The sequence below is a fragment of the Rheinheimera sp. genome (genome assembly GCF_030690345.1).
In the GTDB taxonomy this organism is placed as follows: Bacteria; Pseudomonadota; Gammaproteobacteria; order Enterobacterales; family Alteromonadaceae; genus Alishewanella.
Window position 1 is genome coordinate 169,464 of record NZ_JAUYGV010000006.1, and the last position, 15,665, is coordinate 185,128.

The window sequence follows — 15,665 nt, forward strand, 5'->3', positions numbered from 1 at the left end:
TTGAAAAAACCATGTTGTATGATACTGGGGTAAGTATTTAATGAAAACGGTGATATTCAAAGTAGTAGTAGTACTGGTGCTGATCCAGATCAGTGGCTGCAGCAAGAAGTCAGAAAATTTCGCCACTGTAGGTGAACAGGATGTCACAGTTGCAGAAGTTAACGCTTATCTGGCCTATAAACGTATTGATGCCAATAATGTTGAACTGGCGGGCAAAGCCGCACAACATTATTTAAATAATCTGGCGTTGGTGCATGCAATAGAGCAGCAGGATAGTGTTGATATGCTGCGGATTAATGCCGAACTTTCTGAGCTGAAGAAAGATTTGTTGCTGAATACTTATTTACAACAGTATCTGGAACAAGCCGTGACTGACACTGCGATGCGTAATTACTACGCAGACAATCAGCAAAACTATCAGCAGCGTAGTGCCAGGGCCTCACATATCTTATTGCGGGTAACGCCGGAAATGACTGAAGCCGAGCGGCAGGCTAAATACAGCAAAGCGCTGGAAGCTTACAGTAAGGCCCGCACCGGTGAAAATTTTGCCGAGTTAGCTAAGGCATATTCTGAAGACAGTATTTCTGCCGCTAAAGGCGGACAGCTGGGTTGGTTGCAGCAAGGCGCAGTATCGCCGCTGTTTTCGGCACAGGTATTTGACAAACTGGCGGCAAATGAAGTGTCAGAGCCGGTGCTGACCGAGTTTGGTTATCATCTGATCAAACTGGAACAGGAACCCGGCATTGTAAAACAATCCTTTGAAGCCGTAAGCGGTGATATTCGTCGTATTCTGCGCGCCATGGCTAAAGATGCTGAGCTTGAGCGGCTGCGCCAGAGTGTTGCCGTTACCCTGCACGCTACTTCGCCATGAAGCGCCTGATCCCGCTACTGGCTGCAACGCTGTGGTTATCGGCGTGCAGTGATACGTCGGTGCAACAACCCGCGGCAGATACCGACCCTATATTGGCCCGCGTTGGCACAGACAGTATTAGTCGTCAGGAGCTGGATATTGCCATCAGCGACAATATTGGCCCATATGCCGCTTTGCATCTGGGGCCGGACGGCGAGCAAAAGGTGTTGCAAAGCCTGGTGATGCGCAAACTAATGAGCCAACAGCAGCTGGCGTTGTTAGATGCAGACGCCAAAGCGCTGTTGGAACTGCAGGTAAAAGCCTATCGTGAAGAACTGTTAACCAAACAATATGTACAACAACAATTGACACCAGAGCCGGTATCGGAGCAAATGGTGGCAGACTATTATCAGCGCTATCCACAGGAGTTTGGCGCCGCAGAGTACGCGAACTATCAGTTAGTGCGCGCTGATAGCGGTCAGGATGGCAAGCAGCGCCAGCGTGTGCTGTGGTATTTGGAGCAACTGACTGCAGCAGCTGACTGGCCTGAACTGGCTGCTCAGGCGCGTCAGGAAGGACTGGCATTTTATCTGGTAACAGGCACCAGCTCAGAGCAGGGGCTGATCCCGGAATATCAGGCATTAATAACACCGTTGGCCAGCGGACAAATATCGGCAGTGGCCGGGCTAAACAACCGCTTGGTTAAAGTAAAAGTGGTTGAACGTCATCGTATTGCTGCCAAACCCCTGGCTGACGTACGTGACGATATCAGAAAAAAGCTGGCCCCAATGCAGTTAAAGCGGGCCATTGAACAGGCAACGGACAACCTAAAGGCAAGCACGGATGTTGAAATTTACCCTATTCCCAACTAGCCGCAGTGTTGGCCGGGTTTGCAGTTGGTTACTGTTATCTGTTGTTGCCCTGTTAACAGCCTGTTCGGATAATTCAGCCCCACCCGAGCATATTAATGCCGTGCGTTACGCCTTGTACAGTGAGGCTAACCCACAATTAGATCAGCTGGCTCAACCCGACTATCAGGGGCTGGCGCCCTATATGACAGCGCAGCTGGCAGGGGCGCAGACTTTTAGCGCCGTTAGTTACGAAGGTTACTTTTTTAATCCACGACGCCAGCTGATTCAGTTACGCTGGCGGGCACCTGGCGCAGCACGCTTAACCTTAAATGGCCGTGAAATAAACAATAAACAGCTGATTAATATGGAAAAAGGTCAGCAATTGCTGAATTTTTCCCATTTGGCGCTGGCCGGGCAGAGCCCGGTAGTAGAATTACTGTTCATTGACACCGGCAAGACAGTGACGCTAAGTCAGGGCCAGTTATACCTGCCGCTATCCGGGTTGGCAGCCAGCGCGGCCACTGCGCCTGCACAAGGCACAGTTGGCTGGCATTATCGCTATGTTGAACAAGCCGCGCTCAGTTTCGCCGACTTGACACAGCTGACGGCTGTTGAATCGGGCAATATCAGTTCGTTACAACTGTCAGAGCGTAACCGGACCGAGGGTTATGGTTTTGTCTTTAGCAGTTATTTCAGCGCCCGGCAGGACACCCTCGTTAGTTTGCGGCTTAACAACAGTATGCCGGTCAGGCTGTGGCTGAACGATCAGTTGCTGCTGGACAACCCGGCAAGCAGTTTAACCCCGCAATTGGCATCGGCCTATATCAGCGCCGGTCAGCATAAGGTGCAAGTAGAAGTGCTTGGCCAACATGCCAGCGACACTATTGGCTTACACCTGGCTTTTGCTGACGCGCAGCAAGGTGCAATGCAGTGGCAAAACATTGATCAACTGGCCTTGCTGGCAGAAATTGCGCAGATGCCGGTGGTTGCACCGGCCGAGCCAGCGGCAGAGTTGGAAGCGGGCTTCAACGTACAATTATTTTCGCCGCAAGTCCAACCCGCAGCACAAACAATGCAAACCGCTGCCAGTACTGCAATGATGCCAAACTATGCCTTACGGGTAACACAGCTAAATGAGTTGAGCAGTGTTGAGCTGGCGCCACCGTACCGGGTACAAATTGAAAGTATGTTGCAGGTGCAAGATGCCGGCACTTACGTACTGTATTGGCAATATACCGATCCGGTTGAGCTACAACTGGCAGATATACCGGCAGAAGTATCGGCGAAGGGCCAGATAGCGCTGTTCCTGCAGCCTGGTTTATACCCATTTCGGCTTAGTTACCCGGTGAGTGCGCTGCCGGCTATAATGCCCACTTTGTTTATCGCGCCGCCGGGTCAACCCCGTCAGTCTATCAACACCTTTGTTTGGCTTAGTCCGATGCTAAACATTTCCACTGACCGCGATGGTGATGGCGTGCCTGATACCGACGATGCGTATCCGGATGACCCAACGCGCTGGCAGTTAACGGAGCCGGAGCCGGAACCACCCTTGAGTATTGCATTAACGCTTCAGGCTGCCAGTGACAGTGTTACGCTGTCCTGGCCGCGCTTTAGCCATGCCCGTATGACCCGTCTGCAAATTTTACGTAGTGAAGATAGTTTTCCTCTACAGCATTTAACTGATGTTCATCGTGGGTTCCAGTCGCAGTATAAAGATACCGGCGTTTTGAATGGACGTTACTACCGTTATCAATTACGTGCACTGGCTGCGGATGGCGAAATACTTGCGCAGTCGGCGGTGCTATCCGTCTGGCAGACGTACAATACGGCCAAGCTGTTTGGTTTTCAGCTCTCCAATCTGGATCAACAGGTAACATTGAGCTGGCAGCCGCCGCTGGTAGGCCAGGTGCTGATTGAACGACAGCAGGCCGGGCAGCCGTGGCAGACGTTACAAGACAATGCACAACCCGGATACACCGATACAGGTTTATTGCGGGGAGAGCAGTATCAATACCGGGCGCGTATCCGGCGTTATTTTACTCATCCTGTGAGTGGTGAAAGCCGCGCTGTTGACGGGCCTTTCACCCCTACTGCAGTGGTAACTATTCCACCGGCAATGCAGTTACGGCTGACGAACGCTGTTGAACAAGATGCTGATCACTTTATTCTGCGGGTGAACCCGCAACAGACCGCGCAGCAAGTTAGCGGTGAGGTAGCCGCCGCCGTCGGATCCGTGCTGTTGTACTGGCAACAACAGGAAACGGTTATTCAGCAACAAGCTGTCAATGGCGCTTTTGACACCGTTTTGCCGCTTAACAGCGACAACTCAGACTGGCAACTGTATGCAGAAAGTACCGCAGGCAACCAACGTCAGCGCAGCCGTTTGATTACCTTACAGTTGATTGCAGATGATGCACCGCCGGTTATTGTGCTTGAGCAAAGCAGTTTTACGACTGATACCGATCGCTTTGTATTGTCAGGTCACGTTGTGGATGACAGCTTACCGGTGACTCTCGTGCTAAGGTCTCTGTCGCCGTTGATGCCGGATGTACAGCTATTGCTGGACGAGCAAGGGTATTTCAGCACTGAGGTACAGTTAACCGGGTTGCAGCACAGTTTGGTATTTATCGGCACTGATGCTGTGGGTAATGGTGCCGAACTGCAGGTGCAACTGGAGCGTCAGCCGGCGTTGGCGCCGGAACTGCAGATCAACAGCCATCGGGATGGCGAGATAGTTACGCACCGCGATATTTTCGTAACCGGTTATATCTTTGGTGACAGTGCAGATATGCAGCTGACGCTGCAACCGGGCAATCTTACTACCGTTGCCGAACCTTTGTTTGCCGGAAAATACAGTTTCCGTTTCCCGGTACTGGCACTGCAAAGTGGCGATAACCTGCTCCGGGTTGAGCTGACTTCTGCTGCCGGGGTGGCACAACAGGTGCTGAAACTGGTATATCAGCCATTAGCAGACGTAGAGCCCCCGGCCATTTCGATCAGCACGCCGTTAGATGGCAGTTGGTTAAATGAGCGCCGGTTTGTATTAGGCGGAGAAGTTGTATCACGGGTGCCGCCGACATTGGATATTGACGGCAACGCTGCCGCACTGATAAGCATCGGCCAAAACCGCTACCGCTTTAGCCAGACCTTACTGCTACCGGCAGGGCAAAGCGAGGCCAGCTGGCAATTAACCGCCAGCAATGAAGCCGGTAGTGATAGCAAAAGCGTGCAATATCGCTTTGACGCCACGCCACCGCAGATCCAGATATTTGGCAACTTGGTGCCAGCCCCCGAGATAAATCAGCTGGTTAGCAATGCCCTGACGCTAAGTGGCCAGGTGTCAGATCAACAGCCGGTTACGCTGACTGTGGATGGTGCGCCGGTGTTATTACAGCCTGCCGATCAGTCTGGCCATTATCGCTTTGATATCTCTTTGCCACTGCCGGTGGCACAAACGCGCGATGTACAATTTGCCGCCCGCGATATGGCGGGAAATATCAGCCGTATCAGCTATCGGTTTGAAAATACCTCCGCCGCCAGTATCGAGCTGATAGCACCGGCAATGGATGCCAGCTTTATTACCGGGAATAACCAACTGGCCTTGCAATTGGTTGCCCGGGTGCAGCATCAGGCCAGCGCCCCGCGGCTAATGTTGCGCGTTAACGACGCTGCACCACAACAGCTGTCGTTAGTGGGCAATCTTGTTAACACCACTATCCCGCTTACCGGTATCTCGGGGCCGCAACGCTTATGGCTGGGATTATACGATGACAATAACCAGCTGACCGCCCAAACCGAGGGGCGCTTTAGCGTTACGGCGCTGTCTGATGTGCCGCTGACTGTGGTACAGCACGAACCACTGCATTTAGCCGAGCATATTGAGCGCAACGCCGCTGTGGCCTTATTTTTTAATAAAGCGCTGGACCCGGCGTTATTAACGGTAGAAGTGCGCCAGACGTTAAATGGCAAAAGCTATGTTAATACCGCCGCGCCCGGCGCCATGCTAACCGATCAGGCCGGCGAAACCTTGCAGCAGGTAAATCTGAATAACGAGGTGGTAGCAGGTGGCGTGTCGGTATTACCCGGCAATCACAGCTTTGCCTTTTACCCACAGCAGCCATTGGCTTATGGTGCCGGGGTGCGGGTAACAGTGCGTTATGACGGTGCCGAGCTTAAGCGCTTTAGTTACCGTGTTAGAAAACTGCCTACCCTGGTAGATGGTGCTCTGGCTGATGCCTTTGGCGAAGAATTGCCCGGCATACGGGTGGCACTAAAACCACTGGGCCGGCAGGAGGTTAGTGGCGACGGCGGCATTTTCTCTTTTGGTTATGTCGGTAGTGGCGAGCAAAATATCGCCTCGGGCAGTTACCAGCTTGAGATTAACCCCGGTATGGAAAACCCGGCCTTTAGTAATCTTATCCGTCATATCAGCCTGACCGAAGGTAACCGGCATGATTTGGGCCAGTTCAGACTGCTGCCGGTAAACAAGGACGTGGCGTTTACTAATATAGCCTCGGGTCAGAGCAAGGCTATTGCAGCCAATGGTGATGTTGAGCTGAATTTATCTGCTGCCAGTGTCAACTTTGGTCAGGGTCGCACTGAGGGGACAGTGCAAATCAGCCTGATTCCGTTTGAGGCCGTCAATGCCAAGGTGCGTGGCAATCTGGCACCACTATGGGCTTATGCGGCGGTGCCACAGGGCGTTACTGTTAATGGACATATTACAATGCGATTAAAAGCGCCTCGCCTGTACGGTGGTTACGACTATTTGCCCAACGAACAAGAGTATATGGTGCTGCTGGGCCGCCCTACCGGTACTGACGAACTGGAGACGGTTGGTGTGATACGGCGCCAGGGCAACTGGCTGGTGTCTGAAGGGCCGGTGGCGCTACAGCAACTGGATTATCTGAGTGTTGGCCGGGTGCATTTTATGCTGCAACCCAAAATGGCCGCATATGCCAAAGGAGAGCTGGCGTTAGTCCAGCTGCAGGCAGCATTAATGGCGACGAATTAAGCTATGAAAACTTCTTTTTATTTTGCTGTGGTATATCTACTGAGTTTGTTGTTGTCGCTGCCTGCCCATGCCTGGGGCTGGCTGGATATCTGGAAGTTTCAGCACGGCCATGTACTGGCACGTGGTCTGGTAATGGACGATAACGGCCAGTTGCAATACGTTGAATATGCTGAAGATGGCACCTTAGTTGAGGGGTGGTCACATAATGCCTCAGCGGATAACCCGGCTTATGTATTACCCGCTGCAGAGGTTGATGCTTCACGGCAAATGCTTAGCCAGGTACAGGAAGAGTATCAGGGCCAGGCCCGGCTGATGACAGCAGAAGAGTTTAACAGCGCTCAGTTTAAAACGGTAAGCGGTGCGGCGATCCCGGGTTTCAGTTTACCCCGCACTTACAAATCGGTGCTGGTTAAACCACAAAACCGCCTGCTAAGCCCGAATGATAATCCGGTGTTGTTATTGGCCAAATTTAACCTGAAAAGTGTTAGCAGCCCGTCTGGTTCAATCCGCTCTATGCTATTTGACCGCGGTGGTAATCTTATCCATCAGTCACCGTATAATATTGCTTTTAAATCAGCCTACTATGAAGGGCAAGATTTAACCGATCCACAAAAAGCGCAAATTCCGTCTACCTTTGTCCGGCTAAATGATAAGAAAAAATATGCGCCGGTAAATGCTGCCCTGGTCGAAGTGGAAACCGGTTATGTGCCGGGTATTACCAATACCGATCAGGACGGTAAATTTTTCGTCCGTTATGCCCATGTACCCTGCCCGTGTTTTGATTTTCACTACGACTTCTGGCTGACGATGAAGTATTACTACTCGCAGTTTACATCAACCGGCGTCAGGCCTGTGTTTTCTTATGGTATGAAGCAGGTGTATGACAGTTGTATTGGTTATGACGCTTGCCCTTTTGATCTCAGCCTTGGTGGGCAAATGGCTCGTGTCGCTGTTATTGGCATTCTGGCTGCTGCTCCTACACCCGCTGTACCGCCGATGAATTTTTATGTCGACACAGGCTTTATTGCCGGTGCCGGTTTACTGCAAAACCCCGACGGGGCTGTCGGTATTGGTGGTGCCACCCAATATGTGTATAAGGCGCCGGATTTAACACCCACAACGCAAACCAAATATGACTTTGATGGTGATGGTAAATTTGAATACAGCTTGTTGGGTAATTTGGTTGAAGGCCAATTTGTCTGTGTTGAGTCGGGAGCAGATGCTGAATATCAGGGCGTGTATTTTAGTAGCCTGCATAGCACTGTGCAGCATAGCTGTGCTGACAGCGACCCGGAGTTAACCCAGCCTGATGTATTACGCCTGGCCGATACCGCGCCTGATTTTAGCCCACAAGGCTTAGTGGGCCAGATTGCTACTGCCGATTTGCAGGACACCGATATTTTTGTATTTCGCGAGTCAACCGGCATGCTGATCACCCGGCGTCAGGGTATTACCGCCGGTGAATTAGCCAACAACAGTAGTTATTATGGTGTTGATGGCGATGCTTTTAATTATCAGATAATGATCCGCGCGCCAGCCGCTACGGCATTTCATGCCAGTTACCGCGGTGAAGAGGGCTTTGCTAAGTTTCAAAGTGCGGCCATGATGAACCCCGAGCTGCACCGGCGTGCGGCCGATCACTTAAAGCCAAGTGAAGCGATAAAAATCGTACTGCTGAACCGTAAAACCGGCTACATCGGCACCAAGCGTACGTCTTATGCCAATATTTATTCCAATTCGGTTATCAGCTTTCCGATAAACAACATCATCATGCAGCCCCCGAACCTGAAAATTTCGGTAGAGCGCCGTTTCAGTGTGCAGGAAGGCATGAGCAAAGACGACCCGCGTAATCATCTTATCGCTTACGAAAGCAGTGCCATGAGTAACGACGATATGCTGGTGTTGACGACCGAATGGTATGACGCTGATGGCACGCCTTTGCCCGATGCATTGGCTGACTACGGCTTTACCGGCCGCTTAGCGCGGGTAGCCGGGCCGGGGCAGCTGACTACCGGCGGCCAGCTGGGACATTTTGCTATTCGTCCTGGCAAACACATCGAGCATATCCGCTTGCAGGACGACGCCTTACCTGCCGATCACTATTATGTGCAGGTAAGCGGCCAGCCGTCGCACCAAAGCCCGGATTTCTCCGGCAGCGGTGCCGGTAATGGCCCGTTAGCGCAGCGTCCATCACACTATGTACCCTTTCTGGTGCCGGTGCTGGACGAAGCGGTAACCTTAGAGCAAGCCTGGTTGTATAAAAAACTTAAAGAACAGGGCCAGGCCAACGACATACCCAAACCCGAGCCGGTGTATCGCTGGGTGTACCGGCCGGAGCTGCAGTTTTCCACTTATCAGCTAAAGGTGCAGGACATTCTGCGTGAGCAAAGCGATGGCTTAAGCAGTAGCCTGTACGGCAACAGCGTGCCGATGATTGCCACGTCCGACAATCTGGTGCGGTTAATGTATGGCTTGCTGCAAAGCAACCAGCAGGCACTGGCCTTCCTCGGCGCCGGCCAGCAACTGGTGTTTGCGCTGGGTGAACATGAAATTAAAGTACGGATGGGCGATGGCCAGCAGCTGATATTCGACAAGCTGGAGCACTTGGCGTCGCTGGATGTCGCTGATTTTGTCACCTTAAGGCTGTACAACAACAATGACCCCACCAACGTGCTGTGGGAATACGCCTTTGAAACCCTGGCAGCTGATACCCGTACTGCAGGTGGCGACAATATTGATGAAGACGGCACCTACTATGTCAGCGCTGATGAGCCGGTAGTGCCGCTGCAGGCGGTGATCCTCGGCTATGCCAACCGCGAAAACAAGCAACCGCTTAATGTTAGCTGGACGGCCGAAGGCGCCGGTGCCATTAGTAATGTTGACTTGCAGTACAAAGAGCAGGGTGTGTTTCCGGCCGATATTGAGCTAATGCCTATTACCGGCTCACGCGCTGTGGCCAGCGCCGGGCTCGATGCCGGCAATCAGGTTAAGTTGCCGCCCTTTGTGGTGGTACCCGGTAAGCCCGCCAATATGCACGTTAGCTTATCTTCCGACAGCGTGCATATGCGCGGACATCAACAAATCAACGTGCAGGTGAGTGTTAAAGATGCGCATGGTAATGCGGCTGCCGATGGCACTTCGGTCAGTTTTGCGCTGGAAGGGCACGCGGTACTAACACAAAGCGATGAAGGCACTCAGGGCGGGGTGGCTCACGCAGTGATTATCGGCGGTAACCTGCCGGATAACGAAAGCGCGCTGATAGTGCGTGTAGCTGAGATGGAGCAGCGCCTGCCGTTTAGCGTTAAACCGCTGCAGGTGCAGCTGGATACTTATCCGCAGCAAATGCAGGCGCAGCAAAGTTATCCGGTAACGGCCACCGTAACCGATAGCGGCGGTGCTGCGGTGGGTGGTATCGATGTGATGTTTGTCGCCTCTGCCGGCCGTTTTGCCAATGGCATGCTAACCACCGATGGCAGCGGGCGCGCCGAAGCCCGTTTGCACAGTGGTTTTCATAATATCGCTAATGTAGAAATCGTCGCCATGGTTGGCCCTATAGTGTCGCAAAGCGCTACCAGCAGTGTGCGGCCAGAGGGTGATAACTACGCGCAAACCCATGAAACGGTGGTAATAGGCGATGAGGCAGCCTCTGGTATAGCCGAATATGAGCGTTTCGACGGCTTGCGTATGGGTATACCGTTTGAAACCCGCGCCGAAGTACAACTGATAGGTAAAGCCGGCGATACGCTGCAATTAGAGTTGGGTAGCTTAAGCGACCCCAACCTGCAACCCATCGCCAGTTACAACATGTCAGACTTACATAACGATGACGTTACCGAGCTAAATGGTTTGCATGGTGGTGTGGCCCGGCATATAACCTTAGTAGAGGACAACCCAACCCAAACCGGCAGCAGTTACCGTTTTGCCGCTCAGGCGTATTTAAACGTACTGGATGCCTGGGAAAGCAGCAGCATTAGCGTGCCAGCCAGCCCGCGTTTAAAACCGGCTAACAGCAGTGGTTTCAGGCTTGATATGAAGCTGGAGCAAGCCGGAGGCAGTATTTTCAGCCTCGAAGGCGGCGTGCAGCAGTTGCAGGTGTTGGAAAACGGCAGCCTGGAATACACGCTGTACACCAGTGCAGGCAAACAGACCGTAACGACCGAGCCACTGCAAAATGGCAAATGGTATACCGTAGCCGGGCGCTACAAAGATAACCGCCTCGAGCTTGAAGTAAGCGACCTGGGCCACTATCACACCGCGGCAACCGGCGGGCTGAAATACAGTATTAGCCAGCGCGGTTTAACCATTGGCGAAGGGCTTAGTGGCAACCTGTCGGCACTGAAGTTTTACAACTGGGACAGCGCGCCGCTGTTAACCTTTGCCGATGGCAGCACCCGTTTAAATCACACGCTGCAAAGTGTGGAAGACAGCATTGAAGTAGTAAGCACAGGTGCACTAAACCAAAATAGCGAACAACTGCAAATGCTGCGGGTGGGCTTTAGCGCCAACCAGCAGCAAAGTTTTGTTGGTGTGGTGAGTAAAGACTTCTTCAGTGAAATGATGGTGTTTTACGCCGAAACCAATAAGCCAGACGGTTACCCCGACTATGGCGCCTACAACCAGCGCTATACGCCGTTCCCGTTTATTGGTGTGGCAAACGCCTGGGGCTGGGATTACCTGATGGAAAAAGCCGGCAGTGTGCTTATTGCCGCTATTGGCTTAGCTATTCCGTATCAGGAAGCGATAGCGCTGTATAAACAAATCCGCGCGCTGGCCAAGGGCGAAGATGTGGATTATATGGACATGACGCTTAATGCACTTGCCGTTATTTCGGTCGTGCCGGGCGCACAGTTGCTGCGGCCGTTATCGAAGGGCCTGAAAGCCTTCTTGCCGACACTGCGCGCTAACCGCAAGTTCTTCAAAGCCATCGGCGGTGTTTTAAGCAAAATTGGCGACGATGTATTAAACCGGCGTTTTGATACAGTGATGACGTTATTGCCGTTTTTACTGGTGATTGGCGAAATGGTCGCCGACAGCGAAGCACGCGAGGGGGCGATGCTAATGTTTAGCTCCATCGCCAGTGCCGATGATATTTTAGCCTGGGCCGAATATTTCAGCCTGCCCGCCGACGGCTGGGACGGCGACGGCGAACCGCCAAAGGTAGATACCGACGGCACTGCAGCAGTAAGCCCGCACTTTGCCTATCCGTTTATGGGGCAGGCGTATGCGGCGAAGAAGTTGTCGCCGAACCGCGTTCGTGGTTTAGCTGTTGGCAAAGCGCTGCTAACCGTAGTAAGAAGAATACCCGGTATTGCGAATAATCCTGGCGCAGTTGCTCAGGCAATAAAAGGTTTGTCTAAAGGTGCAAAAGGAGCTCAAAATTTAACGATGCGCAAAATTATTCACAGCAATTTTGCGATGCTGGCGGCTGTTAAAGTGACGAATAATTTGCGCGGCGATGTCAGAGCGCTAATTGTAGGCCGCCCCGATCAAAGAGTTCGGCCTGAATTGATACTGGCTTCCATTTTGTATCTTGAACTAAACCGAGACGAGCTGTTTGCCGGCTCGCCGGAGCGGGATAAAAGTTTAAACGCCATGCTTAGTGTTTATTCCAAGCTATTTGTAAAACGCACTGACGAGTTTGGTGAAAAGCAGTATCACGGCGCCGCATTTCATTTATTAATGCTGGCGTTTTATCAGATGCAAAGTCAATTCGATGGTATGCCGAAGGCTAAGGCGATTGAGTCAATTCAGAGGATGGATTACGAGTCGGGTTTCAAATATCAACGCACAGTGGACATTCTGCTTGAAGCTGCTGGCGAGAAAACTATTGTTGAATTGAAGTCCTTTAAAGATTCATACGTGAATAAAGCTAGCCATAAAATTTGGAGTGGTAACAGTTCCGATAATAGGGCCCACTTGCACAAAGAGTTTTTCACCGATGTGCTGCATTCTCATGATGTGAATGCAGGTGATATAAAAATGCAGTGGCGCTTTCAAACCTTTGTCAGTAAAAATAAGGTAGCGCGGGGGCCGAAGGCAAATCAAATTCCGCCTTTAGTTAAACATCTGTGCCAGACGGCAACAGGTATTTCCAACAATGAGATTAAAGATAGAACAGGCTTAACCAAGACTGCTTTAGAAAGCAGCTGTGAACAGAACAGTAATGTAGCCTTGCAAAGTATGCGAACCTTAACACGAGACTTTATCCGAAACGGTTTATTTATGCAGATTGATGAAGAGAAACTGCAAGAGCTGTTAAATGACCTTGCTTCAGAGTGATAAAAATATGCCGGATATAAATAACTACTGGCTTGTTGATGACAAAAACTGGTTAGCACAACGCAAAGCGAGCTGGGATGCCTTAAAGGCGACCATCAAACACCATTACTCCGATGACTTCAAAAGTAAAACGTTGAAGGCTGCTGAGCGTTATTTTATCCGCGGTGAGGTGATAGCAGATGATTACGATGAACCATTAATAGATTGGTTTTTCCAAATTGCATGGCACCCAAGCGATGATGAGCAAGTGTGGCTGGCATGGCTACTGCAGTCTTGCCGGCAATTTGATCCTAAAGTGCTATCGAGCTTTTGGACCACCACTTTTTTTAATACCGCCATTATCAGGCCGGAAAAGAGCGATGTGGGTAACTCGTTATTTGTCGGACGAGAGCAGCATCTGGTTAGTTTTTTATTTGAAAACGAACAGCTTGAGGAGAAACTGACAGGTTATGCGCTTGGAGAGCTGCGAAAGCAAATTATCTTGAAGCTGATAAAAGATGCTGCTGATCTTATCAAAAAGTTTAGTTTAGGTTTGCCAGCGCCCGAGAATGGTAGTTGTTATTTTGCCAGCCTGCCGGTTCATGCTTTAAGTCACGCGCACAACATATACAGCTCAACACTGTATCTGGAAGCACAAAAGAAGAACTGGCGGTATTGGCAAATCCAACTAGACACTAATGCCGAAGTGTATGCAAACCTACAACGCTACACAGCACAGCAGCAACAAGTGGTTGAAACATGGGTAGCGCAAATAGAACAAAGTGCCCCAGAGTGGCAGGCGGCTTGGCGTGAGGCGAAAAAGGCCGCGCTTGCATTAGCTGAATCTGTAACAGAGTCAGCCGCTGAGTCCGATAGCGCTGCTATTGCTGAAGTTGCCGTCGCTGAAATACCACCACAGCGCAAGGCCGGGAAGCCAAGCGCTGATGACCTCAAGATACAAGCGTTGAAAACCCGGCTGATGGGTATGGGGTGCCCCGCATCAGTGCAAGCTGTAGACAATACCTATCCGGATGTACTGGAGGCCGCCGCTGCGGGTAAAACGTTTTTCCCTTTAACCTCAATTAATGAAAATGATGGCGACGTCGAGCCGCCCTATACCAACATGTTGCAACCATTGCGACTGTTATGCGAATGGCGCGGTGGACACGAAGTTAGTTACCGCTGCAAAAATGACAAGGTATTGATACTTCTTGATGGCGAGCCATTTGCCAAGGTGGATTTGACCGATGAATTTGATATAGGTGTGCTCCGGTTTGCTGCAGATGTTGTTGCACTGGCGCAACAGTGGTTTACGGGGCAGGTGTTTTGCAGCTTGCGAAGTGTTTATATATTACCTGCTGATCTGGTGCAGCACCTCGAGCAAGACTTTGCCGATATCAACGACGGCTTAGATTATTATGCCAAACAGCTAGCGGAAGAAAGTGAATAGAATTAACGCTGCGTTTAGTAGATAGACATCCTGCCTCCTGTGCTTGAAGAGCGTTTTGTATGACGATTTACGCATTTCTGGCGCTGGCTGCGGCGATGTGCACTGTGGGTGTAACCATAGGCAGGGCTGAGGCTGGCGGCGTTGCTGAGCCGTCTGAGCGTATGCGCTTACCCTTGATATCACTGGGCTTTTCTGCGGGGCTACTTAGCCTGCTAACTGGTTTGGCGCGTAAACGCCTTACTTAATCAGCTGCTACAGCGTAGCGAATGCTGTTGATAAACCACAATTTACTACCGGACGGTGTCGGCACCAGTGCTTCGTCATCTACGGCTTTTTTCAACAGCGCCCGTGCCATCGGTGAGTCGATAGAGATGTAATCTTTGCGGCCGTAGATTTCATCCGGCCCGACGATACGAAATGTCAGCTGTTCGCCTTGTTCGTTCTCAATTTCCACCCGTGCGCCAAAAAATACCCGGCCATCTTGCTGCGGTGAATAATCGACAATTTTCAGCACCTCCAGCCGTTTGCGTAAAAAACGAATGCGGCGATCGGTTTCGCGCAGCAGCTTTTTATTATATTGATAATCGGCATTCTCACTGCGATCGCCAAGGCTGGCGGCCCAGGCGACTTTAGCGGTGACATCGGGGCGTTTTTCACGCCATAAATAGTTCAGTTCTTGCTGCAGGGCTTCAAAGCCTTCGCGGGTAATTAAATCGGTGCGCATCTTTTACAGGGCTATATCAGGGTGAATTCCGGCCTGAATGGTAGCAGTTTTTACGTAGTTACTGCTATGTAGCCGTCATAAGTTTGACGACTTCGTTACCGGGTTAAGGCTGCTTAAATAATTAAATTGAATAAAATCAACTAATTAAAAAATTTATGAAATATTTCAGCACTGTCATTTAGGTGTAACAAAAATATGCTAGCCCACGGGGCCGCTCCTGGCTATAGTTGGTTTACCAGATAAAAGAGGTAACAGCGCATGAAAACAAAATTATTTAGCCTGGCGGCGTCACTGCTGATTGTTGCACTGGCCGGCTGTTCAACCGCGCCGGCAAAATATACTTACGTAGTTGACCCGGATTTAACCGAACAAGCTGACAACCTTACCCGCACCAGTGCCCATAACGGCCACGTAGTGTGGGTAAATCCGCCGATGAAACGGGTACCGGTAAGCGAACAAAAATAAACTGACAAACTTTGTAACATAAAGAACTGCCGTGGTTTTTCGCCAAGGCAGTT

General features: G+C 51.1%; 8 protein-coding genes. 7 read left to right on the forward strand and 1 reads right to left on the reverse strand.

Translation table 11 applies throughout. The annotated features are described in order from the left end of the window. Positions 1–40: 40 nt before the first annotated feature. Genes Q8O77_RS05435 through Q8O77_RS05460 form a run of 6 tightly spaced genes read left to right on the forward strand, consistent with a single transcriptional unit; the run spans position 41 to position 14,668 of the window. A complete protein-coding gene (locus Q8O77_RS05435) occupies positions 41–871 on the forward strand; it encodes a foldase protein PrsA (RefSeq protein ID WP_305551832.1) in 831 nt (276 codons plus the stop codon). Then, entirely contained in the window at positions 868–1,722 is an 855-nt protein-coding gene (locus Q8O77_RS05440; protein WP_305551833.1) for a peptidylprolyl isomerase, read from the forward strand. Before Q8O77_RS05435 ends, Q8O77_RS05440 begins: the two co-directional genes overlap by 4 nt. Further along, positions 1,694–6,715, forward strand: coding sequence for a hypothetical protein (locus Q8O77_RS05445; RefSeq protein WP_305551834.1), 5,022 nt, complete (start codon positions 1,694–1,696; stop codon positions 6,713–6,715). The genes Q8O77_RS05440 and Q8O77_RS05445 overlap by 29 nt, the downstream gene beginning before the upstream one ends. Positions 6,716–6,718: 3 nt before the next feature. Further along, on the forward strand, positions 6,719–12,994 hold the full coding sequence (locus Q8O77_RS05450; protein ID WP_305551835.1) for a hypothetical protein: 6,276 nt from the start codon (positions 6,719–6,721) through the stop codon (positions 12,992–12,994). Further along, entirely contained in the window at positions 12,975–14,423 is a 1,449-nt protein-coding gene (locus tag Q8O77_RS05455; protein WP_305551836.1) for a hypothetical protein, read from the forward strand. Before Q8O77_RS05450 ends, Q8O77_RS05455 begins: the two co-directional genes overlap by 20 nt. A 59-nt stretch (positions 14,424–14,482) precedes the next feature. Beyond that, entirely contained in the window at positions 14,483–14,668 is a 186-nt protein-coding gene (locus Q8O77_RS05460) for a hypothetical protein (RefSeq protein WP_305551837.1), read from the forward strand. Here Q8O77_RS05460 and greB read toward each other — a convergent pair. After that, positions 14,665–15,147 carry a transcription elongation factor GreB gene (greB, locus tag Q8O77_RS05465; RefSeq protein WP_305551838.1) on the reverse strand — a complete coding sequence of 161 codons (483 nt, stop codon included), beginning with the start codon at positions 15,145–15,147 and terminating at the stop codon, positions 14,665–14,667. The two genes, Q8O77_RS05460 and greB, sit on opposite strands and share 4 nt — an antisense overlap. Before the next feature lie 258 nt (positions 15,148–15,405). On the opposite strand from greB, the gene Q8O77_RS05470 reads away from it, so the two are divergent. Continuing rightward, entirely contained in the window at positions 15,406–15,612 is a 207-nt protein-coding gene (locus Q8O77_RS05470) for a hypothetical protein (RefSeq protein WP_305551839.1), read from the forward strand. The last annotated feature ends 53 nt before the right edge of the window (positions 15,613–15,665 follow it).

Bases quoted from the DNA above. Each gene is read 5' to 3' on its own strand.
- Q8O77_RS05435 (WP_305551832.1), top strand. From the start codon at position 41: ATGAAAACGGTGATATTCAAAGTAGTAGTAGTACTGGTGCTGATCCAG.
- Q8O77_RS05440 (WP_305551833.1), top strand. From the start codon at position 868: ATGAAGCGCCTGATCCCGCTACTGGCTGCAACGCTGTGGTTATCGGCG.
- Q8O77_RS05445 (WP_305551834.1), top strand. From the start codon at position 1,694: ATGTTGAAATTTACCCTATTCCCAACTAGCCGCAGTGTTGGCCGGGTT.
- Q8O77_RS05450 (WP_305551835.1), top strand. From the start codon at position 6,719: ATGAAAACTTCTTTTTATTTTGCTGTGGTATATCTACTGAGTTTGTTG.
- Q8O77_RS05455 (WP_305551836.1), top strand. From the start codon at position 12,975: ATGACCTTGCTTCAGAGTGATAAAAATATGCCGGATATAAATAACTAC.
- Q8O77_RS05460 (WP_305551837.1), top strand. From the start codon at position 14,483: ATGACGATTTACGCATTTCTGGCGCTGGCTGCGGCGATGTGCACTGTG.
- greB (WP_305551838.1), bottom strand. From the start codon at position 15,147: ATGCGCACCGATTTAATTACCCGCGAAGGCTTTGAAGCCCTGCAGCAA.
- Q8O77_RS05470 (WP_305551839.1), top strand. From the start codon at position 15,406: ATGAAAACAAAATTATTTAGCCTGGCGGCGTCACTGCTGATTGTTGCA.